The sequence below is a fragment of the Endozoicomonas gorgoniicola genome, assembly GCF_025562715.2.
Lineage (GTDB): Bacteria > Pseudomonadota > Gammaproteobacteria > Pseudomonadales > Endozoicomonadaceae > Endozoicomonas_A > Endozoicomonas_A gorgoniicola.
In genome coordinates this window covers 5249593-5276301 of record NZ_JAPFCC010000001.1, presented here as the reverse complement: position 1 = coordinate 5276301, position 26709 = coordinate 5249593, and the positions used below count along the sequence as shown (strand labels likewise).

The window sequence follows — 26709 nt, the reverse complement described above, 5'->3', positions numbered from 1 at the left end:
TCAATATTTATTTATATTAAGCAGCAGTGGTCTGTAGTCGTTTGGTTGCCCTGCTCAAAATCCACTCACCGATCCCGATAGTGATCGCGATGCCCAGAGCCACAGGAATGGTGTAGTTCCAATCCACGGTACCAGCACCAATGTCAGGGAAAATGAACAGAACAACAGCCTGAACAATAAAGAGGAAACACATAACACTCAGAAGCACTTGCGTCCTCATGCCGCCAGGCACTTTATAAGGACGCTCTGCATTCGGGTCGGTCATGCGTAGCTTGAGGTAAGCCGGGAACATGAACAGGTATGGCAGCAGAAAAACGCAGGAAGAGAAGGCGAAGATAGACCAGAACAGCTCATCACTTTCACCAGAAGTCAGACCGTACAGCAGGATAACGGCAGTGGATACGATGCCGGTCATCACGTTGGCGCCAATTGGAGTTCCGTGAACAGAGTCTTCCTTGGCAAACACTTCAGGCAACTCACCCTCCTGGGCAGCTTCCATGGCGGCGCGGCTGGCTCCCATCGTCCAGGTAGTCATGTTGGCGACAAAGGTAACCAGAGCCATAGAGCCAATGATATAGACCATGGCCTGACCAAAGGCACCGTCACCGAACAAGGTTCTCAGGGTAGAAACGATACCCGCCACCAGACCAATTTCTTCTACTGGCAAGGCCATCAAAATTCCGACCGTACCAAAGACATACAGACCGGTAACAATAACTGCAGAAATCAGGATAGATTTCGGAATATCACGACGAGGGTCTTTTATTTCATCACCCATGCAGGCGATCAGCTCAAAGCCCATCAGGTTAAAGATGATGACAGGAAGGAAGCCAAGGCCGGAATCCATGGAAGGCATCATGGTTGAAAAAGTAAACTCGTTAGCCACACCATTCTGACTGGCATACCAGAAGCCACCGACACCCAGTACAGAAATAACCACAACCTTGAAAAGGGCACCCAGGTTCGTTACCCATACACCGGCATCGACAGAGATATTACAAATCCAGATAGACAGCCAGGTCAGGGCAACACAGATAGCAATCTGTAACCACAGGCTCATTTCCGGGAAGAACATCTCGGCAAACATACCAGCAAACATGATGTACACCGCTGGCATCCAGAGACCTACGTTTACCCAGTAGAACCAGGTAGTGCGCACAGCCCACTTGAAACCAAAGGCACGTTTCACCCAATCGTAAATACCACCTTCACCGGGATAAGTTGTTCCAAGCTCAGAAGAAATCAAACCATAAGGAATAACAAAAAGTACCAGAGTGATAAGCCACCAGGTAATCGATGAGGGCCCAATAGAGGCACTGGCTGTCAGGCCATCCACCACCAGAACCGCACATACACTGAACAGGGTCAGGCTGGATAGCCCCATCTTCCCCGCTGTTTTTGTAGTCATTTCATTTCCCCCGGTCATTCCTGACCCTGAACACAAAAAATCAGCACCTGACACACCTGTTACCGGCAAAGGCAAGGCAGGCACCTTTGGTAACAAAAGCGAATCGATAAAAATTCAGTTTTTATCTATTCCTCTTTCCTATACATGATAAATATCGACTTAATTCTGATATTGATCTGGATCACTAATCGATATTTTTATCAAAATAAAAGCATCAACCGACATAATCTTACGCTATTTGCTTAAAAAACACTCAAAGAGAACCATAACAACAGAAAAATTAAGAGTGAATTGGATTTTTTATCAGATAAAAGTCGAATATTGACCCAAATCAATACGAATAATTATCGAGTTTTTATGATGATGGACAACTGCTTGAGACAACACAGAGTCACAAAGTCGAACGACAGTTTGTGTATAGCCTCGAAATAAGAATCAAGAAAACTGCCTGTGGCAGTTGGCCATTAAAGAGAGTGCGCTCAGATACCGCGCACTAAAATAGCGATCAGGAGCATCACATGAGAATCCCTTCATCCAGCGCTACCGAACTGAGCAAGCCTGAGCTGAAACACTTCCTCAAGACTCAGGATTACACTCGCCAGGAGCTGACCGACATTCTTGAACTGATGAGTATGCTGAAAGAAGCCCGCAAAGCTAACGCTGTTCCACAGCTGTTTGCTGGCAAGTCTGTTGGCATGATCTTCGAACAGCCTTCCACCCGTACCCGTGTTTCTTTTGAAACAGCTGCCACTATCCTGGGTGGACATGGCCTGTTCCTGTCTCCAAAAGATATTCACCTGGGTGCCAAAGAAAGCCTGGCTGACACTGGTCGTGTACTGTCCAGAATGTGCGACGTAATCATGGCTCGTGTAGACGACCACAAGACTGTTGCAGGTTTGGCTGAATACTCTACTGTCCCTGTTATCAACGGCCTGTGCGACTGGCTGCACCCAACCCAGATGATGGCAGATATATTCACAATGATGGAGCATCTTCCTGAAGGTAAAAAACTGGAAGACCTGACCGTTGCTTTTGTGGGTGATGCTACTAACGTATGCTCTTCTTTGATGTTCATCTGCACCAAGTTTGGCATGCACTTCAAACACATTGGCCCGGAAAAATATCAGGCTCCTCAAGCATGGCAAGATATCGCCAGCGAAAATATCAAGACTTACGGCGGCAAGCTGACAGTTACCGACAACATTGATGAAGTAGAAGGCTGTGACATACTGGTTGCGGACAGCTTCTACTGGTTTGGTCAGGAAGATGAGAAAGAAGAACGTCTGGCTGCCTTTATGCCTAAGTTCGTTATCACTGAAGAGCTGATGGCTAAAGCGGGTGAGAACAGCATCTTCATGCACTGTCTACCAGCTAATGACAAGCGTGAGTGTACCCGCGAAGTGATGGATGGCCCACGCTCTGTCATCTTTGACGAAGCTGAAAACCGCCTGACTGCCCAGATGGCCTTGCTGGTTTACCTGACCCATAAGTCCATCAAAAAGCCTTCAGAAGAAACTACCGCATTCCACAAAGATCGCATTGATACACTTTTGAGCCGCATTTAATCCAGCTCTGATAAACAGCCCGGTTCTCCGGGCTGTTCTATTTAAAAATCCCACCCGTGCATAAAAACTGAAAAGATGAATTTGAGAGGTTTTGATGGAAAAGCCCATTCTGGTTGTCGCTGTTGGCGGGAATGCCCTGCTTCAACGTGGTGAACTCATGAGCTGCGAGAACCAAAAGAAAAGTATTACATCCACCGCACGCTCACTTGCCAAACTTCATGAAAAATACCGCCTGGTGATTGTGCATGGCAATGGTCCTCAGGTTGGTCTGCTTGCATTACAAAACCTGTCGTATAGAGACTGTCCTCCATACCCTATGGATGTTCTGGGAGCGGAAACTCAGGGCATGATTGGCTATCTCATGCAACAGAGCATCAAGAGAGAGCTTCCTGCTGAAAATGTCACCACCCTGGTTACTCAGGTAATAGTGGATGCCAATGACCCAGCTATTGCAGATCCATCAAAATTTATAGGCCCGGTTTATGACAAAGAAACAGCTCATAAGCTCGCAAAGCAGCACGGCTGGACCATCAAACCTGATGGCGAATACTGGCGTCGTGTAGTGCCATCTCCAGCACCAGCAAAAATCATGGAATCAGATGCCATTAAAACACTGCTTGCAAAAGATCATATTGTGATATGTGGCGGTGGCGGCGGTGCTCCTGTCATAAAGAACGATCTGAATATTGAGGGCTTTGAAGCGGTTATCGATAAAGATGCTACTGCCGCTTTACTTGCCAAAGAAATTAACGCGGCTGAGTTGTTAATACTGACTGATGGCAGCCATGTATGTCTGAACTGGGGTAAACCCAATGAGCGGGCTTTGACAGATGCTACTGTAGCTGAAATGAAAAGTTATGAATTTGCTGCTGGTTCCATGGGTCCCAAAGTAGACGCCTGTTGTGATTTTGCCGAACAGACTGGCGGCACAGGAAATATCGGCGACCTGCATCAGGCACTGGATGTCATGAATCGCACCACCGGAACCCGAATTTTCCCGTAAGCGGTTTAACTCGCTTCCCTAAACGACCCAATGGCTCTACGTGACCGGTGTTTGTCAACAAAGTCAGTGAGCTTTGGTTTTTCCCAAAGCTCTGCCTGCCAAACCATACTTTCACCTTCATAGTCTTCAAAGTGTTGAATGGGGTCGTATTGCTGGCGCAGAACCGACAACTGCTGATCAAGCTGTTGAATTGCATGGCAAGAATAATTGGCAACTTCATTCAGTGGCTGACATACTTCCATCGGGGCAATCTCTCACTAATATGCCGTTGTGTTTCAGTAAACATCATAGCGGTGTTTGACTGTTTCCCCTGCAGGTTTGGGGAAAGTTTGTTGCTGCTGTATATCCCTTTGGCTGCAAGCTCCGAAAAAAGGGTCAATATGAGATTTTCACGTAACTGCTCAGAAACTGTAGGCAGAGCTGTTCATGAGCTGAGCAGTTACATGATTTTGCATCGCAGGGTTGACAACTCAGAAGTCCTTTCAGGGTCGGCTTCTACCGACTTTTCCACATAGAATTCCACAGAAAATGTGGATAACTCGAAACTTACCGTTTGCACCAGGCACTGACAGCATGCGGGTAACCTCGGGTGACGGAAGGTGCCGGGCCTCAAGTTCAGCCAGTCAGGCAATCCTACTCGATTAATCTCAAAAACTCTTTGGCGTCAGTGAAGGCAAGGTCCAGGGGTGGATCGATTGGCTCCCCGGTCTCAGCACAAGTACTGTAGCTGTGAACAATATCCTGCTTGCTCAACATAATTACATCGATGTCCTCAGCAAAAACATAAAACCCTGCCATTCGTTTCATGGGAAGAAATTTTTCCGGATTGTTTGCAAAGGGCTCTTCGCTTTGAATGTTTGTAAATTGGCGAACAACCATGGCCGTATCTTCGTAGATCCTGCTGAAAGCCTCCTCAATGTGGTCGGCATTGTCTGAGGCAAAAGACCAGCCGAGCAGTGGCATTGCAATATGTAGCTGTTTGCTGTGAACGCGATCTTTGAGATATTTTGCTAGTTCAGATTTTTTCATTTGAGCCACCCTGACATCTGTTTTTGTTTCTGGTTCTGGTTTTTGGCGTCAACTCCGCTTTGAGATGGCCCGTTTTCAGCAATACTTCTGACCCGCAATCATCAGTTAAGTTCACTGTTTTATCTGAGCAGTGGTGTTGGGATTTTTATATCAATCTTGCGAAGCACTCCTCTGTGATCACGATACTCACCTTTTCGCGTCCACTCCGGTACGTAGCGATCCTGAATAATAATAGCCCACATGGATCGGTATTCGTACTTGTGTTTTGATCTGTCCATAATGCTGTGCACCATTTTGCTGCCAACCATTCTTCCGGATTCACCAATAAGGAAGCGATACTCAATATTCCATGCGTGAAGGTACAGCTTGTTTCCGAGCTTAATTGCTCCGGAGACGCCTGCAACAATGGCGGGGCAAACATTATCCATATACCCCTGCATATGAGCCGCACTTCCTCCGGCAGCGGCCAGCATGTTTCCAAGTGCTGGTTGGTAGTGAGTTCGTTGAAGTGATTGCCATATCTGTAAACAACGTTTTTCGCAAGACCAATTACGCTGTCGGGGTAAAAAGAGAGCTTCTTGCCGTTGTAGCTGCGATCCCAGCGGGTATAGCCAGCCCAGGGGGTCAGGCCTCTTTTTGGGGGCTTTTACAGGTTGGCTGATGGAAAATGAGGGGTTGCAACAGAAATAGCCTTTCAGGAAAGATTGATTTGAACAGATCAAAATTTCTGAAGGATCAGACATGTGTACAACACCCTCACTACGTCCTATGTTCGCATTTCCCGGCTGGGTAATCGAGCAGATTGATATTGATTGGGAAGTCAAACAAGCTTTTGTCTATCTCCGCAGGGATGGCCGAATTCAGCACGAGAAATGCAGTCAATGTGAAACCCCTATGGGACAAATGAAGACAAAAGATCGGTGTGTCCAGGATTTACCACTGGGAGTTCTACAGGTAAATCTTCTCTTCACAGCTTTTCAGGGCCGCTGCTCACACTGCAACAATATTGAAACCGTTACTATTCCTGGTTTAACTCCCAAGGCTCAGGCAACCGATCGCCTTAAACGACACGTCAGCCATTTATGTCGCTATATGCCCTGCGACAAGGTGCCTGAATTCATTACTATATCCGGTGGTACTGCCCGTCGTTGGGATAAAGAGATGCTGCTGAGAATGCTTTCAGCTCCAAAGCGTGACGGTATTCGCGCTCTGCTCATTGACGAAAAATCCATTGGCAAAGGCCATCAGTATCTTACCGTTGTTCTTAACGCCGACTCAGGAGAAACCCTCTTCCTTGGTGAAGGCAAGCGAAAAGAGACTCTGGATGAGTTCTTGAGCAGCCTGACTGAAGAGCAAAAAGCGAGCATCGAGTGTGTTGGCATAGACCGTGGTGGCAGCTATCAGGCTTCGGTGAAAGAGCACTTGCCCAATGCGGATATTGTATACGACAAGTTTCACATTATTGCCAATTATAATGATGTGATAGATCAGATAAGGCGCAGGGAGTGGCGTCAGGCTGAAGAAGAGAACAAGCCCTTTATCAAGGGTCAGCGGTTCAACCTGTTCATGAACCCTGAGAACCTGACTCCAAAGCGAGAAAGCAGTCTGAAAGAGCTCTTGAGCATGAACGAGGATCTCAATCAGGCTTACATCCTGAAAGACATGCTCAAACAGCTATGGACGTACACGTACAAAGCGTGTGCCGGCAAGTTTCTGGATAGATGGATAGAGTTAGCAAAAGAAACCGGAATTGCAGAACTTAAGAGGTTTGCTAAGGGCTTGGACAGGGCAAGAGAGGGCTTGCTGTCGTACTGCCATCATCGTATAACCAGCGCGAAGATTGAAGCTTTCAATGGAGTCATCAAACGGATTATCTACAAAGCTTGTGGCTACAATGATCTTGATTACCTCTATCTTAAAATCAGGCAGGAGGCTGTAAAATGATCAGCCAACCTGTAAAAGAGCCTCTTTTTGTGCCGTCATGGCGCTCATCCACGAGGCACTGTGGTGTCACGCAGAGCTTGCCGTTGACCGCCCAAGCTGCCTCAGCACCATAAACACCATGGTTGCCGCTGGTGCGTCTCCGTGGGTCGCTCCATAGGGGGTTGGAGTGCTTGTTTCTGCCGTAATAAAACGACTGAAAGTGCGTTGCCGGATGCCCATCCACTTTTATTGGAGAACCTCTATAACAGGAAAAGGTCTTCCAGAGTCTTCGCCTCCGTCAATGGCTCAGCATGATTTTTCAGACCTTTCTCTATATCCCCAAAACCGAAACCAAGTTGCTCACCCTTCGAATAGGCAGGCGTGTCTTTGGGTTCCTCGATAACATTCTCCGACACTGGATTGATGCCCTGCATTATCGCGAACTCCCGGACATGCTTGAAAATGAATGGGTAAACGGTCGACTGTTTAGTTCTTACAGATAGAGAGTTAAACCACTCTGGCAATTCATCTGGCAACTCTGTAAAGCTGTGGATGATCTGGTACAGCGAATTAAATCTACTGTAGTCCTCTGTGTTCCGGTTTTGAGCATTTCCGGCGAAATACTCACCAGATAACTTGTCGAAGTAGAATCCGTAAATCGCATTAAGGGCCGGATTATTTGTCCGTTTTAACGTGTTACGCCAGGACAGACCCGTCCGCTCTGTTACCAGCTCGAAAAAGTCGGAAACTTTGGCCGAGCTGATATTTTGAAACCTTTTATCTTTGTCTCCAGCCTTTGTCCCGATAGCCTTAGAAATATCGTCGAGGTAGAAAGCCGACATTTCTGCAAACTGCTCTAACAACCGGGACAGGTTCGCGCCGCTCCTTTCTTCTGCCAACTCCGCCGCCAATTCCTCGACTTGTTCTCTGGTTAGCGGACTTATTTTGTCTTGGTCCACTTTTTCCAGCATTGCCCCGATCATGCTGTCATCGGGAATCACCGAAGCACCGGTTCTGACAAAGAACATATACTCACGGGTCTCTATGTTGCAGAACATCGGAAAACGGTCATTCGAGCGGCCTTTCGATCTGCTCGGCTTCCCCAATAGATAGCGGTCGTCATTGCCAGCAATTGCAGACAGCTCCGACAGTTCCTTTTTGCTTAACTCTGCGAATTCGTAACGGCCATTATCAACAGCCACCCGGAACCAACGCCACGGCGTTTCTTTGTCTCCTTCGATCTGAACCGGAAGAACAAACCAGCCATTCGGAAGCGATGGTCGACTGATTAGCGGTCGGCCCTCAACAATTTCCTGTTTAACCAACAAATTTGCGAGGACGGTATCTATTATGGTCGTTTTTTCATCCGGCTTCGGTTTTTTACCGTTCTTCCGGCGCTGTTCGTTTTCCTCACGCCTGGCTTTGAAATTTTTAAGCTCCTTTAGTGATGCGTCGAGTGTTACCGCCTGTGAGGCTCTGCCAACATTCACGGACTTCCACACTTTATAAGGATCCGTCACTTTCTGCTCTCTGTAGTAGCTCTCAGGATGGACAACAGCAATTGTCGCTACGTCTTCATCCTGAACGAATTTTATTCCGGTTCGGGACTGTAATAACTCCTTGATCTGATCTGAACCTGCTAAGTTCTCCAAGCGAATAGGAAATTCTTTAACAGCCTCGCTGATTTCTTTGTATTCCTTATCGATCCGGCTATTTCCAAATGTTCTGTATTCACCACCAGACAGGGACGACAGACTTATTTCTATAAGGTCGCCATATGCTTTTTTCATATCCTTAATGAACCGGAAAAGTATTCCAGAGCGTGTCAGTTTTCGAGCATCGGGCTTTTTTGCATCCAAGTTATAGGCTGACGCGGAGTTTTTTTCGTTGCAGAAAATGGTTCCCTTCACATACTCCCCGCGAACGTCCTTTTTTATTGTGAATGTCAGTTCATCAACATTATATCGTGGCCGACGTAAGTAGGCTTTCTGGCGTTTCCCTTTCATTTTCTCCTTAACCAGAGACAGTGGGACGAATGTCGTTGTGTAAGCCTTCAATATATGTTTGTCTGGCCTGGCTCCTGTTGCTGTCACCCACTCCCCGAAGTAATCGATCCCGACCGTTATAAAGGCGCTTTCCTTGATATCCTCCTGCGTCTTCAACGGTTCCACACAATAAAATGGACAGTCGGCGTCCATTAGCTTTCCCGTTTTGATGTCTTCCAATGGAATCAGGTTCGCGACACCTCGAACTAGCAATTTTGGAATCACCCACTGGCTCTTGATGTCTTCCAGATCGCAGGACTGAATATCAAATTCGTTCGTTGTTTCCGTCGCCAGTTTTTCGCCAGCCCGGAGCATGGCATAGGTTAACCTGGAGGAATTGTCGGTAAACTTCGACACAACAGCACCATCTCTGTTAAGGCGTTTGTTAACCTCGATATGGGTCTTTCTAAAGTCATCGTCAGACAATTCGCCATAGCTGACAATCGCGAAGCTATACAGCTCCGGAAGGCGGAAAGAATCGAACCATAGGTTCGCGTAGTTAGTCTTAATGCCATTCTGCATTTGTTGGCTCTACTCAAAAGTCGGAAGTCAGGGAACCGGCTGTTCGGTCCCTGGTTAGGTGAATCAGGAAAGGAACTCGCGAACGGCGTCTACGTGTTCAACAATAACGCTTCCATCCATGTGGATAAGTCCAGGAACCTCGATTACTCGATTGTCCGGCGTGGCTCCAATGATTTGTTTTGACTCAGAACCAGCAGCGTGGACAAGATCGAACACATTTATATAAATCAGCTTTCTGATTCCATATTTACCGGACAGCATATCCTCGATTTTGTCTTCAGCCCCGTCTTTGTTATCCCGAGCCGTCATCCAGTATTTAAAATCGACGAACGCTTTCTCTCCACCAGGAAGTGATATAACGGCGTCAAATCTCTCCTCTAACCCTTTCGGCATTGGCTCAACGTGGAACCCTAGTCGAGTTAATATCGCCTCACCTGCCTGTTCCCCAAGAGCGCCCTTGTATATGTTCGTTGCAACCCACGGCGCAAGCATATAGCGACCCGGCTTCCACTTGGTCGCGAACCCTTTTCCCTCAAAATGCCTCTGCACAATGTTGCTTTTCATAATCGCGTCGAGTCCGATTTCTTTGGAGGACATTTCCATAACAGTTGGCAGGTTATCAAAAAACTGGTAACTCTGTTTCCCATCTGGGTTGCCGTAGTAATCATACTTCACTGATTCTCTGGACCACTCCGGAACCTCGATATAGAGTTCTTGAAGTTCCAATGGACGAGTATTAACGGTCGGGAACCTTAAACACTGTTCGCGAACAGACTCCCAGAAATCAACGCGCCACTCCCACTGGTTAAGCTGTCTGCGTGCGGCCTTTTTACTATGAAAATAGTGCTCCGAACTCGCAAAGCACTCCATCCTCACCGACAGGCAAGGTTCTTACTCGCAGCCTCTGATGAGCTTTTATTCTTTAGTTAAAGCTGGCAGATAATTATATTTCTGGAGCATCTGTAACCAGCGCGGTGCATTCCTGTGAACCGTCAGTGCTTCGTAATCAATCTCTGGATCCTTGTAGGGCGTAAGCCTGGTGAGGATGCAGTAGATCACCCGCAACATTTTATGTCCGATGGCAATGATGCTGCGCTTATATCCACGGCGAATGGTCAGGCTTTGATGTTTGCCTTTGAACTGGCTTTTGGTCTTTACAGCTGCCTGACTGATCTCACACATCAGCCGTCGTAAGGACTGGTTGCCCTTACGAGTTTTACCACTCTTACGCTTACCGGCACTTTCATTGTTGCCCGGACATAGGCCTGCCCAGGATGCCAGAGACTCCCGGCTGCCAAAGGCACTCATGTCATCACCGATCTCAGCAATCAACCCTGCTGCTGCGATCTCATCGACTCCCGGAAGGGTTTGCAATAGCTGCCAGGGTTCCCGGTACTGAGTTTGTACAATATTGCGTATTCCCGCATCCAATTCGGCAACCTCATCATCCAGATACTGAATATGTTTCCGGATGCTCTTAAGCACTGTCAGATGTGCTGAAGACAGCGAGCCTTCCATGCTGTCGAATAACTCTTTGGTTTTGCTCTTCAGCTTGCCACGGGCAAACTTCACCAGCTCTTGCGGAGGCAGGCCGTCAATCAGTCCCTGAATCATTTCCTGTGCGGACTTGCCATGTATGTCACTCACTACACCACCGAGACGGATGCCGGCATCGTCCAGAACTTTATGCAGACGGGTCTTTTCACCGGCAAGCTGCCCCACCAGTTTCTGACGACGGCGAAACAGCAACCTCAGCTGCTCGATATCAGGGGGCGGTACAAAGCTGGGGCGAAGCAAACCACACCGACCCAGTGTTGCCAGCCACTGACTGTCCTGGACATCAGTCTTGCGACCGGGCACATTCTTGACGTGACGGGCATTGACAACCCAGACCTTGAGGCCTGCTTTAATCAGAGTTTCGTGAACGCATTTCCAGTAAACGCCAGTACTTTCCATGACTACGAGCTCAACCTGATGTTTCACCAGGAAGTCGCGAAGCTTCCTGCGTTCACGTCGATACGTCTTGAACGACTGAGTGATCTCTTTGATTTCGCCGTTTTCATCTTCGGTCTGAACAGTCGCCATGACCATCATCTTGTGAACATCGAGGCCAGCACAACATTTCAAAATTGACTGCATCAGACTAATCTCCCTATGGATCATGGAAGATGGCAAGGTCTGATGGATTGATCGTGGGCCATAAGCCGAGGATCAGCAGAGGTCTTTTTACTATCCGTTCAACGTCGTAAGGCGGGAAACGATTAGGGGTACGAGCGATCCGTCCAGGTCAGTTTAGGTTCAGGGTCAAAAGCCTCTGAAAAATTTGTCGACCATGATCAGGCCTTGCCGCCCACTCCAAGTCTGGATGAAGGCTTCAATATTTTCATGCTTCGGGGTGGCCAGTTACCGGCCATGAACGTTTAGGTTCGACAACAGGAGTAAGAACCTCGACCAGTGAATCGGAAAAGCTACCGGAACGAGCTATTTCTAGCGACTCCTCCAACTCTGGAATACCTTCGGCTCTTGGATCATTAAGGGCTGATCTGATCAGCTCCGGAACCTGCCCGAACTGTCTTTTGTCCCTGACTTTTATCATTTCCTCAATCAGGTCATTCAACAGGGAAAACTTGATGAATGCCTCAAGTCGTCCTTTTGAAAGGATTACTCTGTACGTTTCCTCCAGGTTTTTGCGAGCAAACAGGTTGTTATTAATCGCCTCATTTCTCAGGTTGTCACTGTCAGCGATAGCAGACCGTCCCTGAGCCTTTCCAGCTTGAACCAGTGCGTTATATTCATGTGTGAATAAGTCCGGCGATCTGGTTTCGTGGCAAAGCACCCCTTCGAGTTGACTGTCTGCGAATATGTTTATCTGGCTCCGCTTAAAAGCCGTTCTCGACATACGCCCGACAGCCTGCTCGATATATTTAAGGGCTGCGAGGAAATAGTCGCTCGTTTTGTAGTAACAGCTATTCCGGATCCGGTCGAGTTCGACTTTCAAGTCCTTCGTTGACAGTATTCTGCTGGCTAGTTTTCTGGATTGATTCGCGTCGATTTCGTTGGAAACCTGCAACAACATAATTGCATTCAATGCGAGGATTTTCGTAACAGATGGGTCCGGAACCCCGTTTTCCTGAAACATACCGACAAACAGATTCGTCGGTTTATCGAGGTAAATAGAATCTATATCGACTCTCACTTTTCCTGCGGCTTCAAGCTCGTCCCCGACACATATAACAGGAATCGGCTCAATGTCTGGATTCGACTCATAATCGGGGTTTTTGCCCGCCCCCATTGATGGATAAGAGGACAGGACAAGAACCTTTCCAGCTCCTTCAGACAGTTTGCTCCTGACAGTGTCATAAGCTCCGCCTCGGAGCCTTTTAGCATCCACTGACTCGACGTGTAACTCTACACCGTAGCCCCCAGCCAGTTGCGCAAAAATCCGTCTAATAAATTCGAGCTCGTCTTCCTGTTTACCGACAACGCGAGAGGACAGAGCCAGCATGTAGCGACTATCTGGCGATTTAATGAAAGCCTCAACCGCTAACATTAGTTGACTGAGAGAGTCCCCCCTATGTCCAGCATCATCGCCATATACCTTACTTAGATGAATTGCGGCGGTTTCCGAACCAAACGTCTCCTCGATTATCTTGGTTAACCGATGGCGTTGAACTCCGAAAAACTCGACATTAATGCCAACCTTATTTCCCTCGTAATCACGTTTCGAACAATAATATTCGTAAACTCTATGAGCCTGCTCAGGAGAATGCGTCGCGAGCTTTGGACCGATAAGCCTTTTCAGAGAGCGAATATCGAAGTTATGTAGAACGGTTTCAACGCCAGCAGTCGCTGAAATCCCGATAACCTCCATTCCATTGTTAACCATTGAGGCAACCATGCCTGTCGGCGTCATATTCAGTGCATAGCGATAGAATTCGACGGTATCAATCGACTGCCCTTCGCGGCTGATCTGGTTAAACGTGAACCCGGATAGATGGTAATTCCGGTTTAACAGCGTCCATCTGTCGGAATCAGCAAATGAGGTCGGAGAAATGTTTCCGATTTCGTTCGATATGTCCTCCTGTATTGCTGACAGATGATACTGAGAAACGATCGAGGAAACACTAGCATCGATTGTTGCTGTTCTAGTCCCCGTTTCCAGATCGATCGCTTCCGAGTTTTTCGTTATTCGGAAAACTGCGTTTTTTATGCTCTTTAATATCTGACGGTATGCGAAACTCGCATCTCTTATCAGGTCTACGAAGTTGTTCTCTTTCTCGTTGCTGTTGCAAATAACTGACTTATTTAGTGTGGCGTTGAACTTTGCAACAGTCTTGGTTCCTTTCTCCCTTGAGATCGACACCCCTTGCGCGTAACCAAACGCCATGAACATTGATAAGCTCTGGTCGGTTGTCATGCTGGAGTCGAGATCGAACGATGTACCGAACCGGTATTTGTTCCAAACATCGGAAATGGTCTGGATGTTTTCGCTCAGAATGTCGAGAACCCCACCATATCTCCGACTGTCCTCTATGGAGTGCAGCTGGAATCCCTGGTAACAGGTTCGTATAGCTTTTATCAGGCCAGAGGCTCGATTCTTGGCTAAGTGATTAATGATAACGCCGTTCTGCTTGTCTACCTCGTCGATAAAAAGAATTTGATGTGGGTAGTCGCGTGGAAGGTTAATCGCTCGAGGAACCGATTCGACTTTTGTCAGATACTTAGCGGTCGTCATAAACAGAACGCGAACCTCACCAGACGAAAATCTCATTGCCGGAATGATGGTCTCAAACTGGCTTTTATATCCAGCAGGAACGGAACCCGTCCTTTTTATGTGGCGCTTTATGCCTGCAACGATTGCTCGATATGCTGCAGAACCTCGTCGGCTAAGTTCATCAATAAGTACGGCTCCGGCCCCTTCCTCCTCCGGAATGGACGAACGAAACGAATTGTATTTGTTCCAGGGGACAGAAACGCTCTTTCTATCATCGTCGACGAGCGTGACAACAGAGTCGACCAGATCAGACTCTGCCTTTTTGAGCTGATCCGCATTACTTGGAATGTATAGAATCTGGTCAAGCATAGCGGCAACTTCTTCCGCCGTTGCTATGGTTCCCGGTAACGACTCGATTCGCTTTTCCAAGTCTTTATAAGCCTGGAATACGTTGTCTATCGTATCGGTGATAAAGATTATCGGCTTAGGCTCTGGTCCTTGCTCCCCTCGAATACCGGCGAGCATTTCTTCAATGATGAAGGAAGTCGACTCGTACGTTTTGCCGATTCCTGTCTGGCATTGCAACAGGTAAAAGAAACCGTCGCCGGTTTTCCGTTTGTCGGTTACAACTTCCTTAATGACCTTCGCCAGTGGCGAGGACGATACTTTCTCAAATTCCATTAACTGACTACTTTTTATACTGCTATGGTCGGGACTAGCTTGCCAAATCCGGCAAGCAGCTATCGATTTGGCTTAATTGTACCATAGTACCAACTTTAAACTCTGCGACAATAGGACAGACTTTGCTTCCTTTTTAATTGTCTTGTAGCTGTTTTTCATGGATTTAGTGAAGTGGTTATCGTTCTCCGGACACACAAACACGGATAATATGAGTCCCAATGCAGGAGTGCCCAAATGTCAGAACAGAAGGCAACAATTTATACGGCTGAATTAAAGGAATCTGCAGTAAAATTGGCTGTAGAAACGGCCAGGGAACTTGGTGAGAATTAGGTGAGGGTCTGTAATTAGCAGCTCTTGGAAGTTCTTCAATGAACTCATTGCCAGCAAAAAGATCAAAACAGAAAGAAGTTGTGAGTAAGGAATAGAGTATTTTTGATGCTGGATAAAAACCTATAGTGTTACCTATAGTGAATTCCAGAAATGAAAAAGCCCGTAGCGCTTACTAACGCTACGGGCTTCGTCTTATATGGTGCCGGCACCAAGAGTCGAACTCGGGACCCACTGATTACAAGCTCGATGGGTCTTAATAAAATCCTTTAATAACAGTGGGTTATGTTTCCTTACTTGTCCTGTTTTTCCGCTATTTCTAACTTCTTGTGCCTCATTCGTGTCGCATTATGGCACTAATTTACCCCGTTTTCACTGCGAGCACTGTGGGAGTAACCACACCATTCCCTGTCTCTTAAAAAGCAAAATGGCCGGGGAATTCCCAGCCATTTTGCTCTTAAAAAACTGACTGTTTATCAGTAGGTCTTGCCTACCCAATGAGTGAAAAGTCCGGTGTCATTTCGACCCACACAACTTTCTTATAATTCATAGTTCACACCCTTGAGTTGTTTTTTGAGTATTATGCGGACGGTTCTGGATAATCCCGTGATTTTTCATTATCCAGAACCAGTCCTTCTAATACGGGTTAGGTGTCTACGCTGGTTCTGTGTATTTTCCCTCATTAATACGCTGCTTCAGCAAATAGCCTTCCAGCATCCATATCTTCTTTCTGGCATTCTCTTTAGCAATTTTCTGACCGATCTCAGCATTGAAGTTTTCGGGACTGGCGCAAGCACTTTCGCCAGTAACAGTAAAACCATTCTGCAACGTCAGGCAACAAACTGTCAGGCATGAATCTTCAAAGACATGGAACTGAGTTTTTGCAATGGCAGCGTCGATAAGTTCAGGAGTCAGGCGAGGTGCGTTTAAGCCTTTGTCTTGAATTTCTTTTTCAATAGTTTGTTCGTTCATTACTTTTACCTTTTGGTTTTAATTAAGTCAGGTGAAAAACACCTAACAATGTTTTCCAAAGGACGTGCCTACGGCACGCCCCTGAAAACGGGGTTAGGTGTACTCAATGATCTTTGTCAGTTCTTCGCATTCGAACTCATAGTCATCTCGTACTCCTGAGTCAAAAAGCTCCCGAAGGGAGCTATACAGTTAAATACAAAAGAGACACAGCAGATGCAATACCAAAGGTATTAGCTAATATATCCCAATGATCAAACACACCATAATCGTTATAATCATATACTTCTTTGGCAACACCAATTAAGAATGCCAGTAAAGCTGAACCAGCAATTACACCAAATACCCAATAACAAAATAGCGTTAAAGCAAAGCTAACAACTATATGTTTATATTTATCTTGTCCCATTATTTTCATTCCCATTTTATTCAGTCTCGTATTTTGGAGTTATCACCACAGGGTTATGTGGCTTTTGAAAGAAGTCATCAGCTGCTTTTTGAGTCGTATCATGCACACCAGATTCAACACCACAATCTGGACAATGAATATAAAAGTTACCTTTCCTGGTTGTCTCTAATTGACACTCGTTTCCCATTCCTTCCTTATTCCCACAGTTCTTACAGATAGTCCCTTTAATTAACATTTTTTCTTCCTGCCCTTCTTCCAGCTTGTCACCGATTCTTATCTGGCTCTTGGCTTCTCGTACCGCAGCTTGATAGATCGCATCTACAGCACACTCTATTTCAGAAATATTATCGTAACTGTCAGCAACACCAGCGAGTTTGAAATAGTGAACCAATATTCTTTTGGCGTATTCAATGTCCATTGTTTTTATCCTCTTCTTCCAACAAAAACGACTCTAGCTTTTTAATGTGTTCTTTGATTTCGTCCTGGGCTGCCAGAATGGCGCGCTCTTTTGTTTCATAGTAATGAACTGATACCCATTTCCCGTCTGGAAGCTCATACCCTGTGATCAACATGCAAAGTTGTTCTTCACCGGGAAAATCATCATCCGTAGCCCAGTCGGCCTCCTGATACTTGAGGGTGTCGAACCTCGTTGTAAACGGGTTGAATCTATAAAATAGTTCAGACATTTTTTAGCCTTTTATAACACGCTTCAAACTGGTCAGGTCAGTCATCCTGACACCACCATGATTTTTAACAGAGGAAAAAAAGTTCTGAATCGCTCTTTCAAAACGATCTCTTTTTTTTAACTGTTTCTTCAGATCACGAATTTCCCGACGGCACTTCTCTTTTGCCGCCCGCTCTTTCTGAACAGTCTTTTCAAGCTGGCTAATCTCGGACTGCATTTTCAGATTTGTGGTTATGATCATATTATCCATTGTTAGTATTTCCACACTGGGTTCTGACCTGGTGCCCATACTCCCGAACCAGTTGCTGGTAATGTCGGTAAATTCTTTTTTGGCAATTCACCAACTCACCTGCGCTGATCAGCCTCCGATCCTTTAATCTGTTCACTGCTTCCAGATCGGCGGCTAATTGTTCGGCATCGGCATCGGACAATCTGTTTATGCGAAAGTAATGAGCCAGTTTCTTTATATGAATCAGCTCAAGATCTTTCTTACTGACAAAAACAGGAATATCCATATTGTAATGACCTCTAATAAGGAATCTCTTCTTCTTTAATATCTTCTGAATTGTCATCATAAAATTCCCAGTTCACCCCGATCCCATCACTCGGAGAACCACAGAAAATACCAAGAGCATTACAATCAGGGTTCTCACAGGTAGCATCAGAACCATCTGAAACGATTCCGGGAGCATCATTCACTGGCGTGTGTAACACAACATCACTGTTACATTTAGGGCATAGTCCTGTGAGTTCTGGTCGTTTAACTTTTTTAGTTTCCGTTACCACTTCTTCTATTTCATTTTTCAGACTTTTCAATTTCGATATATAGAGTTCGCTGTCTTCAATAGATTGTGTGAACGCATTGGAAATAGCTTCTTCCTTTGTACCTCCGAAACCGTGGGCCAGCCTGATCCGGCTTGAATTATTTAGCACGACTTCAAATACTGCGAGATACTTGAAACGGTAACCACCTTCAAGATCAGAATGGGTAACTAAATAACCAAGATCGGTACCATTCAGAACCATCCGCTCTTCTTTTTTATTTCCATCCACAAAGGTTTTATTTTTAAATTCAATACCCATGATCTTTCCCCTTTATTGATCTAACTGTTTAATGTGATTCTGGTAATGATCCATCCCATACTTCACCTTCAGCCAGCCTATCCAGAAGCTTCGGCCTCTGGATAGGAGTACTTCCTGGTCTTCAGACTCAGCTGAGAGAGAAATCACCTTCTTCTTTTCTGATGGTTTCTTTTTGAGTGCCTGACTGAAATTCAAGCTGCACTGTTTTTCACAGATCATGTCCAGCTACTCCTCAGGAGTAGTTCTATGGACGACAGTTTCCTGTTGTTTTTTTGTTGCTTGACTGGCCGCAACTTCTTTCGGGCAATATAAATCCGGGTACTGTCTGGATTCAGGTCAAGGGCTTTGGCTATTTCCCGATGGCTGTCACCTCTGCTTACCCGTTGCTGGATTTCTTCTGCGAACTGGCAGGGTTTTTTCTTTTTTTCCTCCATCGCCTTCACCTTTATCTTTATCTGGTTCTCGCAAGGGCTGTAGTCAGGCGGTTACGCTCAGGTATTGGTTTGCACTGGCGGTTGAGATCCCAATCCTGATAGTTCACCGCTCCGGGGCCGCCAGTCTGAAAACGAGCTTTGCACTGGTGGCACTGGTACTCGGTAAAAAACGCAGTTTTTATCACTGGCTTAAAGTCGTGTGATAACCATCCCTGCAGTGGTTTACTGGTTACTGGTCTTAACCAGCTAACCGGTACTTGTTCACTGTCGCCTTCAACAAATCCAACAAGCCGCACAACTTCTTCTTTTACTGGTTCATTAAGGTGACGCCAGATAACCGGTGAAACCCACTCTCCGGCCAGTGCCCTGAATTGATCAGGAACTCTGATCAGGGTTCGTTCTCCCCAGACCACCGTTTCTGGCCTTAACTTCTTCTTGGGTAGTTCAACGGCTTTGGTCAGAACCGGCTTTACTTGACCTTGTTGATCCCAGCGAAACGACTCTCCAATTCCAGATGGCCATAGCGATCCACCATTCTTATGTCCTTCCATCCTTGCTGCTCCATGATTAAATGTTTCTCAACACCACTGTTCAGCTGTTCACTGGCCCAGGTATGACGGAGATCATGCCAACGGAAACCCGGATCAATCCCTGCAAGTTTCTTCAAACGTGACCAACGTTTGCGAAAGTCACCCCACTCCTTCCCATCCCCTTTGTGAAAAACCAGTTCTGACTCTGGGTGACGGCGCTGCTCTAACTGGCGAAGCAGGTTTTCAACCCGGTCAGACATCACTGTGATCAGCTCTTTACCGTTCTTGGTTCGATTCTTTCTCTGGGAGCGGTCAAAGGGATCGAACCGCTGGCCCTTGGTTCTGCGAATAAAGAGAAAGCCAGGGCTTTTAATTGGGCCGTCTTCAGTCATTTCAGTCTGAGACCAGACCACCCGCTCCCAGGTTAGGCCGATCAGATTGGATCGACGCCAGCCAATCCACGCAGCACCGAGCAACAGAAACGTCAGCATTTCCCCGCCTTCTTCCTGACAGACTTCCCGAAGTTTCATGAACTGTTCACGATTCAGGTAAGCTGTCCGGCCTTCACCGGCCTCGATCTTGTCGATCAGCTCTTTAAGGTTTTTGTCAGTCCAGCGCCACTTGGTATGGGCGCAACCCAGTACCGTAGAAACCAGCCCCTGGCGAAGGCGCAATGTGTCTTGACTGAAAGGCCCGCGCCCTTTGGTGTCATCAAGGCGTTTCAGCAGGCGCTCATTAGTCACCCGCTGTCGCGGCATGGGTCGGGCAGTGCTTCTGGGGTTTGGCTGGTGATACCAGACCAGCTCTTTACCTTCACGACGCAGGTGATAGAGTTCCTTGTTCAGGCGTGACCGTTTTTCTACCTTCTTCAGGTCGTTGATGTAACGCTCCAGCCCCACCACAATTCCGTATTCAGAATCATCCATAGGCAGTTCTTCCAGCAGGTAGAACTGATTGCGGTAATGAAACGGCCAGCGCAGGGCGGCGGCGTTGCTCAGGTTGTCGGCGTGGCTGAGCTTTCCAGGGCTGACCACTTCCAGATATTCCGCCAGTGCTTCACCAAAGGGACGAATGATTTTTTCTCCACGGGCTACCCTAAAGGCATTGGCCATCAGTGCTTCGTGGAACGCCTCGGCTTCTGCGTCGGTGTCAAAAGTGCGCCGAGTGCGGCGGATACCCCACCGAGTGTTTTTGTAGTCGTACTTAAATCGTCCCGTCTTTGGATCCCTACACCAGGGTTTTGCTGCCCTTGCCATGTTCCACTCCCCAGGTTTTCACGTTTAAATTTCTGCAACTGCCGCTCACTGATCCGGATTCCGCTTTTCTTTCTCCGGCCTCTTCCCAGGCAGTAATGCTCCAGCCTGCCGTCGGCGATAGCCTGATAAATAAAGCTCTTTCCAAAGCTCAGGCGCTGACAGATATCAGTGACGGTGAGATTTGGGTCATCAGAAAATTCCATCAGTTCCAATTCCCTCTCCTTCTTCTCTCTCGCTCACGTTGATTTCAAATCAACACTGTGCTTAGATTAGCTCATAACGGTTGTTGATTTCAAATCTACATAACAAAAAAAATAAAAGCACCGATTGGTGCTTTCAGGAAGGGGAAGTGGAAATGGGCTACACGGAAGAGAAAAGAGAGGACTTAAAGAGAGCCAGCGTTCCGGAATTTTTCAGCAGTGATGGCGTCCTGAATAATACTGCCCAGCCGCTCTTTGGTCTCACTGGAGAGGGTATACCACCCGTCGAGTTCCGGAGGCAGGAAGAAGTCCTCTACCTGACAGTTGAGCGCAACCGCAAGCCGCTCCAGCGTGTCATTCGTAAAGCCAAGTCCTTTTTCAACCCGCGCAATCGTGGTGTGATCAATAGCTGGCCGGCACTTCTCCGCCAGTTTTCTGTAGGACAAACCCGCTTCGGTTCGTCGCTTCTTGAGGTTGTCAGCGTAAATCGGCATAGGGATTTCAAAACTTGTGGATTTCTTCACACCATTTTCCCCAAGACTCGGAAAAGTATAAACAGCAGCTACTCCACCATTATCGATATCGATAGTGCGGGTAATCGTGTTTTTCATATCTACATGATAGACGTTAGATGAGTGAGCCATGGCCATATTTATCACCAAATTTCAGTTTTATTTACGTCAGAAGAGTATTCCTTACTCCGACATTACGAGACATCTAGGTTGTGATCGTAGTTCGATCAACCGATGGAAGAAAGGCGAGCAATTTCCCAACAAGCTGACAGCTGATCGAATTATTGATCTGTATGGGCAATACAGCATCCCTATGGATTACAACTCCATTTATGAACCAACTATCGAAATCAGGGATAAGCAATGAGCTGGCCTCGCACTCAGGATGAATACCTGGCACTGGCCGGGCAGATACTGGAACTGATTGGTGGACGGCGTGATGTTGCTCCCGCTCACTACGACTTTACCAATGATGACGGTGAACGAATAAAGGGCTGGTCGCCGTGGCGTGGACGCAGGCTGGCCAATGATTACCAACTTCAGGAAGGTGAGAAAGAGACTCGTAAAAATGGTCAGCGCTACCTGTTAAGAAAGCTGGATGAAGAGAGCCTTCACAGTCACCTTCAAGGTAAGAAGCGCTTGGGTGTTTACCCGCTGGATGATAACGATCAGGTGAAGCTTCTCGCTACTGATTTTGACGATCATTCCGGAACCCTTGACCCGGCAATGGTCTGGAACGAGGTCAGGAATTTCTGGGAGATTTGTGAAGCCAATGGCTTTAGCGCACATATTGAGCGCAGTAAATCAGGCACTGGCTATCATGTCTGGATCTTCTTTGACGACTTTGTACCGGCGGTAAAAGTCCGTGGCATTGGCCGCTATTTGATGGAAGACGCTGGAGCGATTCGTGATGACGAAGACTTCAGTACTTTTGATCGTTTTTTCCCTTCTCAACCGTTCCGATCCGGTAAAGGCTTTGGAAATCTGATTGGCTTACCGATGTTTGGTCAGCGGGAATACACTCAGGGAAAAAGTGCATGGGTAGACCCTCAGTCCGGTGACACCATCCAGGAACCGATTGATTATATCTGCACCATTCTCGCTAATGGCCGTGTTCCCGCTGGCATGGTGGACGAGTTTATAAACGAGGATCCAGACAGCATCACTCTGGAAAAGAAAGAGGATGTTTACACAAGGTCAGCCCGAACCGGTGATGAAAAGCTGGGAACAAAAGAAGAACTGGAACAGGTGTTTGCCCGTTGTAAATTTATGAACTGGGCGTCCGACCCCGTGGTTCAGCCAGAAGTTTCAGAACCGCTCTGGTATTCCATGATCTCTAATGGTGCCCGGTTTGATGATGAAGACCGGCTCCATGAGGCCAGTCGTTATCATGGTTCTTATTCCGCCCTTGAAACCGGTAACAAGATCGCCACAGCCAGAACCAGTGGACCCAGAACCTGTAAGGTGGTCTGTAGTGATGGTTTTGGCAACTGTCCGAAAGGTGGTTGCGCTCTGCCTTCCGGAGAGATAACCAAATCCCCTGCAGGATTAGGAGCCTGGGCAAGACCGAAACGGGAAGATACTTATGATCCCGGTGCCGCCTTCGCTGATGCTCCACCGGAAGCAGAGATCAATGAAACTCCCAGAAAGACTCCGACAAAAGCTAACAACCGTTCTGTGGATGTGGAGTTGACCGGCTTTGATCCTATTGAAGGCACTCCCTGGAATAAAACCGATAAAGATGAGCTTGAGATTTATGAGGAGACCGGTCAGCCCTGGCCTGATACTGGTAGTCAGTGGTTTCTGTCTAACGATGGCCTTCAAATGGCTAACCGCGCGGGAGAGCCCGGTACCTTTATAGCCACCAAACCAATATGGGTAGATAGCCTGACCACTGATGCTTTCCATGAATGGGGCATGGTGGTGAAGTTCTTTGACTTCCGCTGGAACATCAAGAGCCTGGCCTTTCCTATGTCACGGCTTTCTGAGTCGGGCGGGAAGCTGGGCATGGAATTACGTAATCAGGGCGCGGCCCTGGTGGCCGGTAAAGAGAAGTGGCTCTGTCGTTACTTCGACTTTATGGCCAGCCAGAACCAGAAGTTCAGTTTGGCAGCAACCAAGCTGGGTTGGTTCGAGAAGGACCGGGAGCATGTGTTCGTAATGCCCGAACACATTATCGGGAACACCGATCAGGAGATTATTTTTCAGACCTCGATGGCCAGTGATGCCAAGTGTCTTAGTCCCAAGGGAACTTTGACGGAATGGCAGAAACATATCGCTGATCCTGCTCTGGGTAATCCGATTCCCATGTTTGCCATTATGTGTGCACTGGCTGGGCCTCTGGTGAAGTTGGGGCGGGGTGAGAGCGCAGGCTTTCATTTCTATGGCACTACCTCCGGTGGTAAAACCACGTTAATTCAGATGGCGGCTAGCGTCTGGGGTGATGGCACTGACCCACAGGAAGGCGCTGAACATACTTCTATCAGGAAATGGCACTCTACCGGCAACGCTCTGGAAGCTACCGCTCAGATGCACAACGACATAGTGCTTTGTCTGGACGAGATCTCCCAAGTGGACCCCGCTGAACTGGGGAACATCATTTATATGTTGTCAGGGGGTCAACCGAAAGCCCGTTCACAGATTGAAGGTGGTCTGAAGAAGCAAAACACCTGGCGGGTTCTATTCCTTTCCAATGGTGAAAAGACCATCGGGCAGATTCTCCAGCAGGTGGGACAGGCTGAGAAAGGTGGTCAGCGTCATCGCCTGCCGGATATCCCCTGTGACCAACCGGACGGCAATGGCTCCGGTGTTTTTCTCGACTATCACAAGCAGAACCCGAAGGTGTTTGTTGATGATATCAAGGATGCTTGTGGCAGCTATTTCGGTTCTGCTGGCCCCACCTTTGTCAGCTATCTGATAGCCCTGATGAAAGAAAAGGGATCTCTTCAGTTGATAGGTGAACTGAAAGAGCGGGTTCGAGATCTGGAGCAGAAACTCTGTGAAGGTATCAACGACCTGCCCAATGATGGCATGAGGGTGATTCGACGCTTAGCCATTGTGGGTGTGGCGGGAATGTACGCCAGCAATATCCAGCTTGAGAACCTGAAGGGCGCTGAAATTCTCAGCTGGGAACTGAAAGATATCTTTCTGGCTCTGGCTCATATCCGCAACCTCTGGCTGAAAGAGCTGGGTGAAGAACGCAGCGAAACTGATCGGGCCCTGGCACATTTCCGCAGTGAGCTTCTTTCCAACATGGCGTTCTTCCAGAACGTCAATCATGAAGTGATGGTTCAGAATCGTTTGGGCTGGCGTAACGAGGACTATGTGATGGTTCTCCCCAAAGCAATGAACCACTTGGCCGGAGACTTCGACAAGAACACCATCCTGAAAGAGATCAAGAAGCAGGGAAAGCTGAAGCACGAAAAAGACCGGCTGACATACAAGCTCTGCACTGCCAAGGGGGAGAAGTCCAGACCGTCAGTTTACTGGGTAAATATTTCTTTCCTGGGTGACGTGGATAACACACCTGATCCTAACGCAGAAGAACAGGCAGCTTATCGAGAAGCAGCCAAGTATCTGTAAACCCTGAGCACGGAGGACAGAATAATGAATAAGACTCTGGCAACACTAACACTGATTCCCGTTTTGATTTTAATGGGTGCCTCTATCGCTCTGACGGCCTTACTGGTTTCTGCTATGGCTCCGGAAGGCTGGATGGAATGGCCAGCGGCGATTACCGGCGGCGCGCTTCAGTTGTGTCAGTTTGGCTTCATCCCTCTGGGGTTCCTGTTGCTGAGAAAACGAAACTGTTCCGGCTGGCTGTTTCTGGTCATTGGATTCCTGCTCTTTCTGGTCAGCAATGGAGCCAGTGTCGCTTTTCTTGAGTACTCCTATCAGAAGCGGGTAGCTAGCAGTGAAACAGTGTTGGCGCAACAGAAGAACAAAGAGCGCAAAGACCGTATTTCTGATTTAGCCATCCTCGCAGCGCAACAGGATATTGAAAGCAAGGTTTACCGTGGCCGTGGTGTCGAGACTCTGAAGGAAGTGGTGTCAATTCAGGAGAGCAACACCCGTGACACAGCAGTAACAGAAACAGTCGCAAGCAGTTCACCTTTTATCGCCTTCGCAGCACTGACCGGCATAACCAGCGATAGAGCAAGAGCCATAGCCTGGTGGCTGATGTCTTTTCTTATGGATGTGTGCGCAACGGCTGGAAGTGTTGCGTTAACACTGTTTCGCCCGCAACAGCGCAACGCAACACCTGAAGCAGAAACACCGGAAACACCAGCGCAACAGAACAATGAAGCAGCGGGCAAAGAAGCCAGTAACTACATAGTAATTCATTCAGCGATCAAGTCTCAGCTTTACGGTAACAAACCACCCAGTCTCCGAAACGTTATGAAGGAAACAGGCTGGCGTTACCCGAAAGTAAAAGCATTGTATGACCAGCTAGAGCAGGAAGGAATTATTCGTAGTCTGGGCAAGGGCCGGGGCTATGAGTACATCAACCCACAATAACCAAACGAAGTGTGAAACAGGAGCAAACGTGGCAGCGAAACACACTAAAAATCTGGTGGCAACACTGGACAGTTATCAGGACAGACAGGGGCAAACCCGAACCCGAAGGCTAACTGTTGGCCGGGTATTTGAACGGGAAGATGGTTCGGAATTTATTCGGCTTGACTGCTTCCCGGTCCAGGAACCGAAGTGGAACGGGACAGTAAACATTTATCCAGTGAAACGGAGAGAAGAACAGTATGGATAATTTGATGGTAGACCTTGAAACCATGGGTAATGGTAGCAATGCGGCAATCATTGCGATTGGTGCCTGTTTTTTTGATCTGGATACTGGGGAGGTTGGTCACAGCTTCTATCAGTCAATCCAGTTGGATAGCGCAGTTGAAAAAGGGCTGGCGATGGATCCTGCCACGGTTACCTGGTGGATGAGCCAGAGCAATGAGGCCAGAGCTATTTTCAAAGAAAAAGGAACGACCCTGGATAAAGCCCTCGCACGATTCATCCGTTTTGCTCGGCAAAGCCACCTGAAAGTCTGGGGGAATGGCTCCAGCTTCGACAATGTGATTCTCAGAAATGCATTAAACACTTGTGGAATGGCAATACCCTGGAATTTCTGGAATGACAGGGATGTCAGAACCATGGTGGAACTGGGTCGCAGTATTCTGGATTTTGACCCTAAACGGGATATGCCCTTTGAAGGTGTTCGTCATCATGCGCTTGATGATGCTAAGCATCAGGCCCGGTATGTTTCGGAGATTTATCAGCGGTTGAAGTCTGGGGCTGATAGTCCTGTATAACCAAACCATCCGCCAGCATTCAAAAACCTCGCTTAACACGCGGGGTTTTTCTGGTTGAGACTCAAACAAAGCACCTCTAACACCAAATTCGTTTATCCC

General features: G+C 47.5%; 29 protein-coding genes. 8 read left to right on the top strand and 21 right to left on the bottom strand.

The window, feature by feature from the left end:
- Positions 1 to 16 precede the first annotated feature (16 nt).
- Complete coding sequence (locus NX722_RS23680) at positions 17 to 1408, bottom strand: APC family permease (RefSeq protein WP_262565318.1); 1392 nt, start codon at positions 1406 to 1408, stop codon at positions 17 to 19.
- A 518-nt stretch (positions 1409 to 1926) separates the two neighbouring features.
- Here NX722_RS23680 and ptcA point away from each other — a divergent pair.
- Positions 1927 to 2973: a putrescine carbamoyltransferase gene (gene ptcA / locus NX722_RS23675; protein WP_262565317.1), complete on the top strand. Its 1047-nt coding sequence runs from the start codon at positions 1927 to 1929 to the stop codon at positions 2971 to 2973.
- A gap of 94 nt (positions 2974 to 3067) precedes the next feature.
- Positions 3068 to 3976 (top strand): carbamate kinase, encoded by a 909-nt coding sequence (gene arcC, locus NX722_RS23670; RefSeq protein WP_262565316.1) that lies wholly within the window; start codon positions 3068 to 3070, stop codon positions 3974 to 3976.
- 5 nt (positions 3977 to 3981) lie between these two features.
- Here arcC and NX722_RS23665 read toward each other — a convergent pair whose 3' ends face one another.
- From NX722_RS23665 to NX722_RS23655, 3 genes are all read right to left on the bottom strand, one after another.
- Entirely contained in the window at positions 3982 to 4218 is a 237-nt protein-coding gene (locus NX722_RS23665) for a hypothetical protein (RefSeq protein WP_262565315.1), read from the bottom strand.
- Positions 4219 to 4609: 391 nt separating this feature from the next.
- Positions 4610 to 5005, bottom strand: coding sequence for a hypothetical protein (locus tag NX722_RS23660; RefSeq protein WP_262565314.1), 396 nt, complete (start codon positions 5003 to 5005; stop codon positions 4610 to 4612).
- A 119-nt stretch (positions 5006 to 5124) separates the two neighbouring features.
- Entirely contained in the window at positions 5125 to 5433 is a 309-nt protein-coding gene (locus NX722_RS23655) for a hypothetical protein (RefSeq protein ID WP_262565313.1), read from the bottom strand.
- A 313-nt stretch (positions 5434 to 5746) separates the two neighbouring features.
- Here NX722_RS23655 and NX722_RS23650 point away from each other — a divergent pair, with 313 nt between their 5' ends.
- Positions 5747 to 6949, top strand: coding sequence for an ISL3 family transposase (locus tag NX722_RS23650; RefSeq protein ID WP_262565312.1), 1203 nt, complete (start codon positions 5747 to 5749; stop codon positions 6947 to 6949).
- Between the two features lie 239 nt (positions 6950 to 7188).
- Here NX722_RS23650 and NX722_RS23645 read toward each other — a convergent pair whose 3' ends face one another.
- The 17 genes from NX722_RS23645 to NX722_RS23565 form a co-directional block, all read right to left on the bottom strand.
- Positions 7189 to 9198, bottom strand: coding sequence for a hypothetical protein (locus NX722_RS23645; protein ID WP_262565311.1), 2010 nt, complete (start codon positions 9196 to 9198; stop codon positions 7189 to 7191).
- Positions 9199 to 9558: 360 nt separating this feature from the next.
- Entirely contained in the window at positions 9559 to 10221 is a 663-nt protein-coding gene (locus NX722_RS23640) for a hypothetical protein (RefSeq protein WP_262565310.1), read from the bottom strand.
- Positions 10222 to 10410: 189 nt separating this feature from the next.
- Complete coding sequence (locus NX722_RS23635) at positions 10411 to 11634, bottom strand: IS110 family RNA-guided transposase (RefSeq protein ID WP_262564054.1); 1224 nt, start codon at positions 11632 to 11634, stop codon at positions 10411 to 10413.
- A gap of 244 nt (positions 11635 to 11878) precedes the next feature.
- Positions 11879 to 14890 carry a hypothetical protein gene (locus tag NX722_RS23630; RefSeq protein WP_262565309.1) on the bottom strand — a complete coding sequence of 1004 codons (3012 nt, stop codon included), beginning with the start codon at positions 14888 to 14890 and terminating at the stop codon, positions 11879 to 11881.
- A gap of 981 nt (positions 14891 to 15871) precedes the next feature.
- Positions 15872 to 16189: a Gp49 family protein gene (locus NX722_RS23625; RefSeq protein WP_262565308.1), complete on the bottom strand. Its 318-nt coding sequence runs from the start codon at positions 16187 to 16189 to the stop codon at positions 15872 to 15874.
- 181 nt (positions 16190 to 16370) lie between these two features.
- On the bottom strand, positions 16371 to 16610 hold the full coding sequence (locus NX722_RS23620; protein ID WP_262565307.1) for a hypothetical protein: 240 nt from the start codon (positions 16608 to 16610) through the stop codon (positions 16371 to 16373).
- A 1-nt stretch (position 16611) separates the two neighbouring features.
- The gene (locus NX722_RS23615) at positions 16612 to 17013 is read right to left on the bottom strand and encodes a hypothetical protein (RefSeq protein WP_262565306.1); all 402 of its coding nucleotides are present in this window, start codon (positions 17011 to 17013) and stop codon (positions 16612 to 16614) included.
- Complete coding sequence (locus NX722_RS23610) at positions 17003 to 17281, bottom strand: hypothetical protein (RefSeq protein ID WP_262565305.1); 279 nt, start codon at positions 17279 to 17281, stop codon at positions 17003 to 17005. The genes NX722_RS23615 and NX722_RS23610 overlap by 11 nt, the downstream gene beginning before the upstream one ends.
- A gap of 3 nt (positions 17282 to 17284) precedes the next feature.
- Positions 17285 to 17530, bottom strand: coding sequence for a hypothetical protein (locus tag NX722_RS23605; RefSeq protein WP_262565304.1), 246 nt, complete (start codon positions 17528 to 17530; stop codon positions 17285 to 17287).
- Positions 17523 to 17795 (bottom strand): hypothetical protein, encoded by a 273-nt coding sequence (locus tag NX722_RS23600; protein ID WP_262565303.1) that lies wholly within the window; start codon positions 17793 to 17795, stop codon positions 17523 to 17525. Before NX722_RS23600 ends, NX722_RS23605 begins: the two co-directional genes overlap by 8 nt.
- Positions 17796 to 17808: 13 nt before the next feature.
- Entirely contained in the window at positions 17809 to 18363 is a 555-nt protein-coding gene (locus tag NX722_RS23595) for a hypothetical protein (RefSeq protein WP_262565302.1), read from the bottom strand.
- Positions 18364 to 18375: 12 nt separating this feature from the next.
- Positions 18376 to 18582 carry a hypothetical protein gene (locus NX722_RS23590; RefSeq protein WP_262565301.1) on the bottom strand — a complete coding sequence of 69 codons (207 nt, stop codon included), beginning with the start codon at positions 18580 to 18582 and terminating at the stop codon, positions 18376 to 18378.
- Complete coding sequence (locus NX722_RS23585) at positions 18579 to 18797, bottom strand: hypothetical protein (protein WP_262565300.1); 219 nt, start codon at positions 18795 to 18797, stop codon at positions 18579 to 18581. Before NX722_RS23585 ends, NX722_RS23590 begins: the two co-directional genes overlap by 4 nt.
- A 17-nt stretch (positions 18798 to 18814) precedes the next feature.
- On the bottom strand, positions 18815 to 19348 hold the full coding sequence (locus NX722_RS23580) for a hypothetical protein (RefSeq protein ID WP_262565299.1): 534 nt from the start codon (positions 19346 to 19348) through the stop codon (positions 18815 to 18817).
- A complete protein-coding gene (locus tag NX722_RS23575; RefSeq protein ID WP_262565298.1) occupies positions 19267 to 20439 on the bottom strand; it encodes a tyrosine-type recombinase/integrase in 1173 nt (390 codons plus the stop codon). Before NX722_RS23575 ends, NX722_RS23580 begins: the two co-directional genes overlap by 82 nt.
- Positions 20439 to 20786: an excisionase family DNA-binding protein gene (locus tag NX722_RS23570; protein WP_262568716.1), complete on the bottom strand. Its 348-nt coding sequence runs from the start codon at positions 20784 to 20786 to the stop codon at positions 20439 to 20441. Before NX722_RS23570 ends, NX722_RS23575 begins: the two co-directional genes overlap by 1 nt.
- 182 nt (positions 20787 to 20968) lie before the next feature.
- A complete protein-coding gene (locus tag NX722_RS23565) occupies positions 20969 to 21433 on the bottom strand; it encodes a helix-turn-helix domain-containing protein (protein WP_262565297.1) in 465 nt (154 codons plus the stop codon).
- Between NX722_RS23565 and NX722_RS23560 the strand changes: the two genes are divergently transcribed.
- Genes NX722_RS23560 through NX722_RS23540 form a run of 5 tightly spaced genes read left to right on the top strand, consistent with a single transcriptional unit; the run spans position 21426 to position 26610 of the window.
- On the top strand, positions 21426 to 21662 hold the full coding sequence (locus tag NX722_RS23560; protein ID WP_262565296.1) for a hypothetical protein: 237 nt from the start codon (positions 21426 to 21428) through the stop codon (positions 21660 to 21662). The genes NX722_RS23565 and NX722_RS23560 overlap by 8 nt on opposite strands.
- Positions 21659 to 24877 carry a DUF927 domain-containing protein gene (locus NX722_RS23555; protein ID WP_262565295.1) on the top strand — a complete coding sequence of 1073 codons (3219 nt, stop codon included), beginning with the start codon at positions 21659 to 21661 and terminating at the stop codon, positions 24875 to 24877. Before NX722_RS23560 ends, NX722_RS23555 begins: the two co-directional genes overlap by 4 nt.
- Before the next feature lie 24 nt (positions 24878 to 24901).
- On the top strand, positions 24902 to 25813 hold the full coding sequence (locus NX722_RS23550) for a VanZ family protein (RefSeq protein WP_262565294.1): 912 nt from the start codon (positions 24902 to 24904) through the stop codon (positions 25811 to 25813).
- A 28-nt stretch (positions 25814 to 25841) separates the two neighbouring features.
- The gene (locus NX722_RS23545) at positions 25842 to 26060 is read left to right on the top strand and encodes a hypothetical protein (protein ID WP_262565293.1); all 219 of its coding nucleotides are present in this window, start codon (positions 25842 to 25844) and stop codon (positions 26058 to 26060) included.
- The gene (locus NX722_RS23540) at positions 26053 to 26610 is read left to right on the top strand and encodes a 3'-5' exonuclease (RefSeq protein ID WP_262565292.1); all 558 of its coding nucleotides are present in this window, start codon (positions 26053 to 26055) and stop codon (positions 26608 to 26610) included. Before NX722_RS23545 ends, NX722_RS23540 begins: the two co-directional genes overlap by 8 nt.
- Positions 26611 to 26709 lie beyond the last annotated feature (99 nt).

Excerpts from the sequence above, each read along its gene's own strand:
- NX722_RS23680 (WP_262565318.1), bottom strand. The coding sequence starts at position 1,408 with ATGACTACAAAAACAGCGGGGAAGATGGGGCTATCCAGCCTGACCCTG.
- ptcA (WP_262565317.1), top strand. The coding sequence starts at position 1,927 with ATGAGAATCCCTTCATCCAGCGCTACCGAACTGAGCAAGCCTGAGCTG.
- arcC (WP_262565316.1), top strand. The coding sequence starts at position 3,068 with ATGGAAAAGCCCATTCTGGTTGTCGCTGTTGGCGGGAATGCCCTGCTT.
- NX722_RS23665 (WP_262565315.1), bottom strand. The coding sequence starts at position 4,218 with ATGGAAGTATGTCAGCCACTGAATGAAGTTGCCAATTATTCTTGCCAT.
- NX722_RS23660 (WP_262565314.1), bottom strand. The coding sequence starts at position 5,005 with ATGAAAAAATCTGAACTAGCAAAATATCTCAAAGATCGCGTTCACAGC.
- NX722_RS23655 (WP_262565313.1), bottom strand. The coding sequence starts at position 5,433 with ATGGATAATGTTTGCCCCGCCATTGTTGCAGGCGTCTCCGGAGCAATT.
- NX722_RS23650 (WP_262565312.1), top strand. The coding sequence starts at position 5,747 with ATGTGTACAACACCCTCACTACGTCCTATGTTCGCATTTCCCGGCTGG.
- NX722_RS23635 (WP_262564054.1), bottom strand. The coding sequence starts at position 11,634 with ATGCAGTCAATTTTGAAATGTTGTGCTGGCCTCGATGTTCACAAGATG.
- NX722_RS23630 (WP_262565309.1), bottom strand. The coding sequence starts at position 14,890 with ATGGAATTTGAGAAAGTATCGTCCTCGCCACTGGCGAAGGTCATTAAG.
- NX722_RS23625 (WP_262565308.1), bottom strand. The coding sequence starts at position 16,189 with ATGAACGAACAAACTATTGAAAAAGAAATTCAAGACAAAGGCTTAAAC.
- NX722_RS23620 (WP_262565307.1), bottom strand. The coding sequence starts at position 16,610 with ATGGGAATGAAAATAATGGGACAAGATAAATATAAACATATAGTTGTT.
- NX722_RS23615 (WP_262565306.1), bottom strand. The coding sequence starts at position 17,013 with ATGGACATTGAATACGCCAAAAGAATATTGGTTCACTATTTCAAACTC.
- NX722_RS23610 (WP_262565305.1), bottom strand. The coding sequence starts at position 17,281 with ATGTCTGAACTATTTTATAGATTCAACCCGTTTACAACGAGGTTCGAC.
- NX722_RS23605 (WP_262565304.1), bottom strand. The coding sequence starts at position 17,530 with ATGGATAATATGATCATAACCACAAATCTGAAAATGCAGTCCGAGATT.
- NX722_RS23600 (WP_262565303.1), bottom strand. The coding sequence starts at position 17,795 with ATGGATATTCCTGTTTTTGTCAGTAAGAAAGATCTTGAGCTGATTCAT.
- NX722_RS23595 (WP_262565302.1), bottom strand. The coding sequence starts at position 18,363 with ATGGGTATTGAATTTAAAAATAAAACCTTTGTGGATGGAAATAAAAAA.
- NX722_RS23590 (WP_262565301.1), bottom strand. The coding sequence starts at position 18,582 with ATGATCTGTGAAAAACAGTGCAGCTTGAATTTCAGTCAGGCACTCAAA.
- NX722_RS23585 (WP_262565300.1), bottom strand. The coding sequence starts at position 18,797 with ATGGAGGAAAAAAAGAAAAAACCCTGCCAGTTCGCAGAAGAAATCCAG.
- NX722_RS23580 (WP_262565299.1), bottom strand. The coding sequence starts at position 19,348 with ATGGAAGGACATAAGAATGGTGGATCGCTATGGCCATCTGGAATTGGA.
- NX722_RS23575 (WP_262565298.1), bottom strand. The coding sequence starts at position 20,439 with ATGGCCAATGCCTTTAGGGTAGCCCGTGGAGAAAAAATCATTCGTCCC.
- NX722_RS23570 (WP_262568716.1), bottom strand. The coding sequence starts at position 20,786 with ATGGAATTTTCTGATGACCCAAATCTCACCGTCACTGATATCTGTCAG.
- NX722_RS23560 (WP_262565296.1), top strand. The coding sequence starts at position 21,426 with ATGGCCATATTTATCACCAAATTTCAGTTTTATTTACGTCAGAAGAGT.
- NX722_RS23565 (WP_262565297.1), bottom strand. The coding sequence starts at position 21,433 with ATGGCCATGGCTCACTCATCTAACGTCTATCATGTAGATATGAAAAAC.
- NX722_RS23555 (WP_262565295.1), top strand. The coding sequence starts at position 21,659 with ATGAGCTGGCCTCGCACTCAGGATGAATACCTGGCACTGGCCGGGCAG.
- NX722_RS23550 (WP_262565294.1), top strand. The coding sequence starts at position 24,902 with ATGAATAAGACTCTGGCAACACTAACACTGATTCCCGTTTTGATTTTA.
- NX722_RS23540 (WP_262565292.1), top strand. The coding sequence starts at position 26,053 with ATGGATAATTTGATGGTAGACCTTGAAACCATGGGTAATGGTAGCAAT.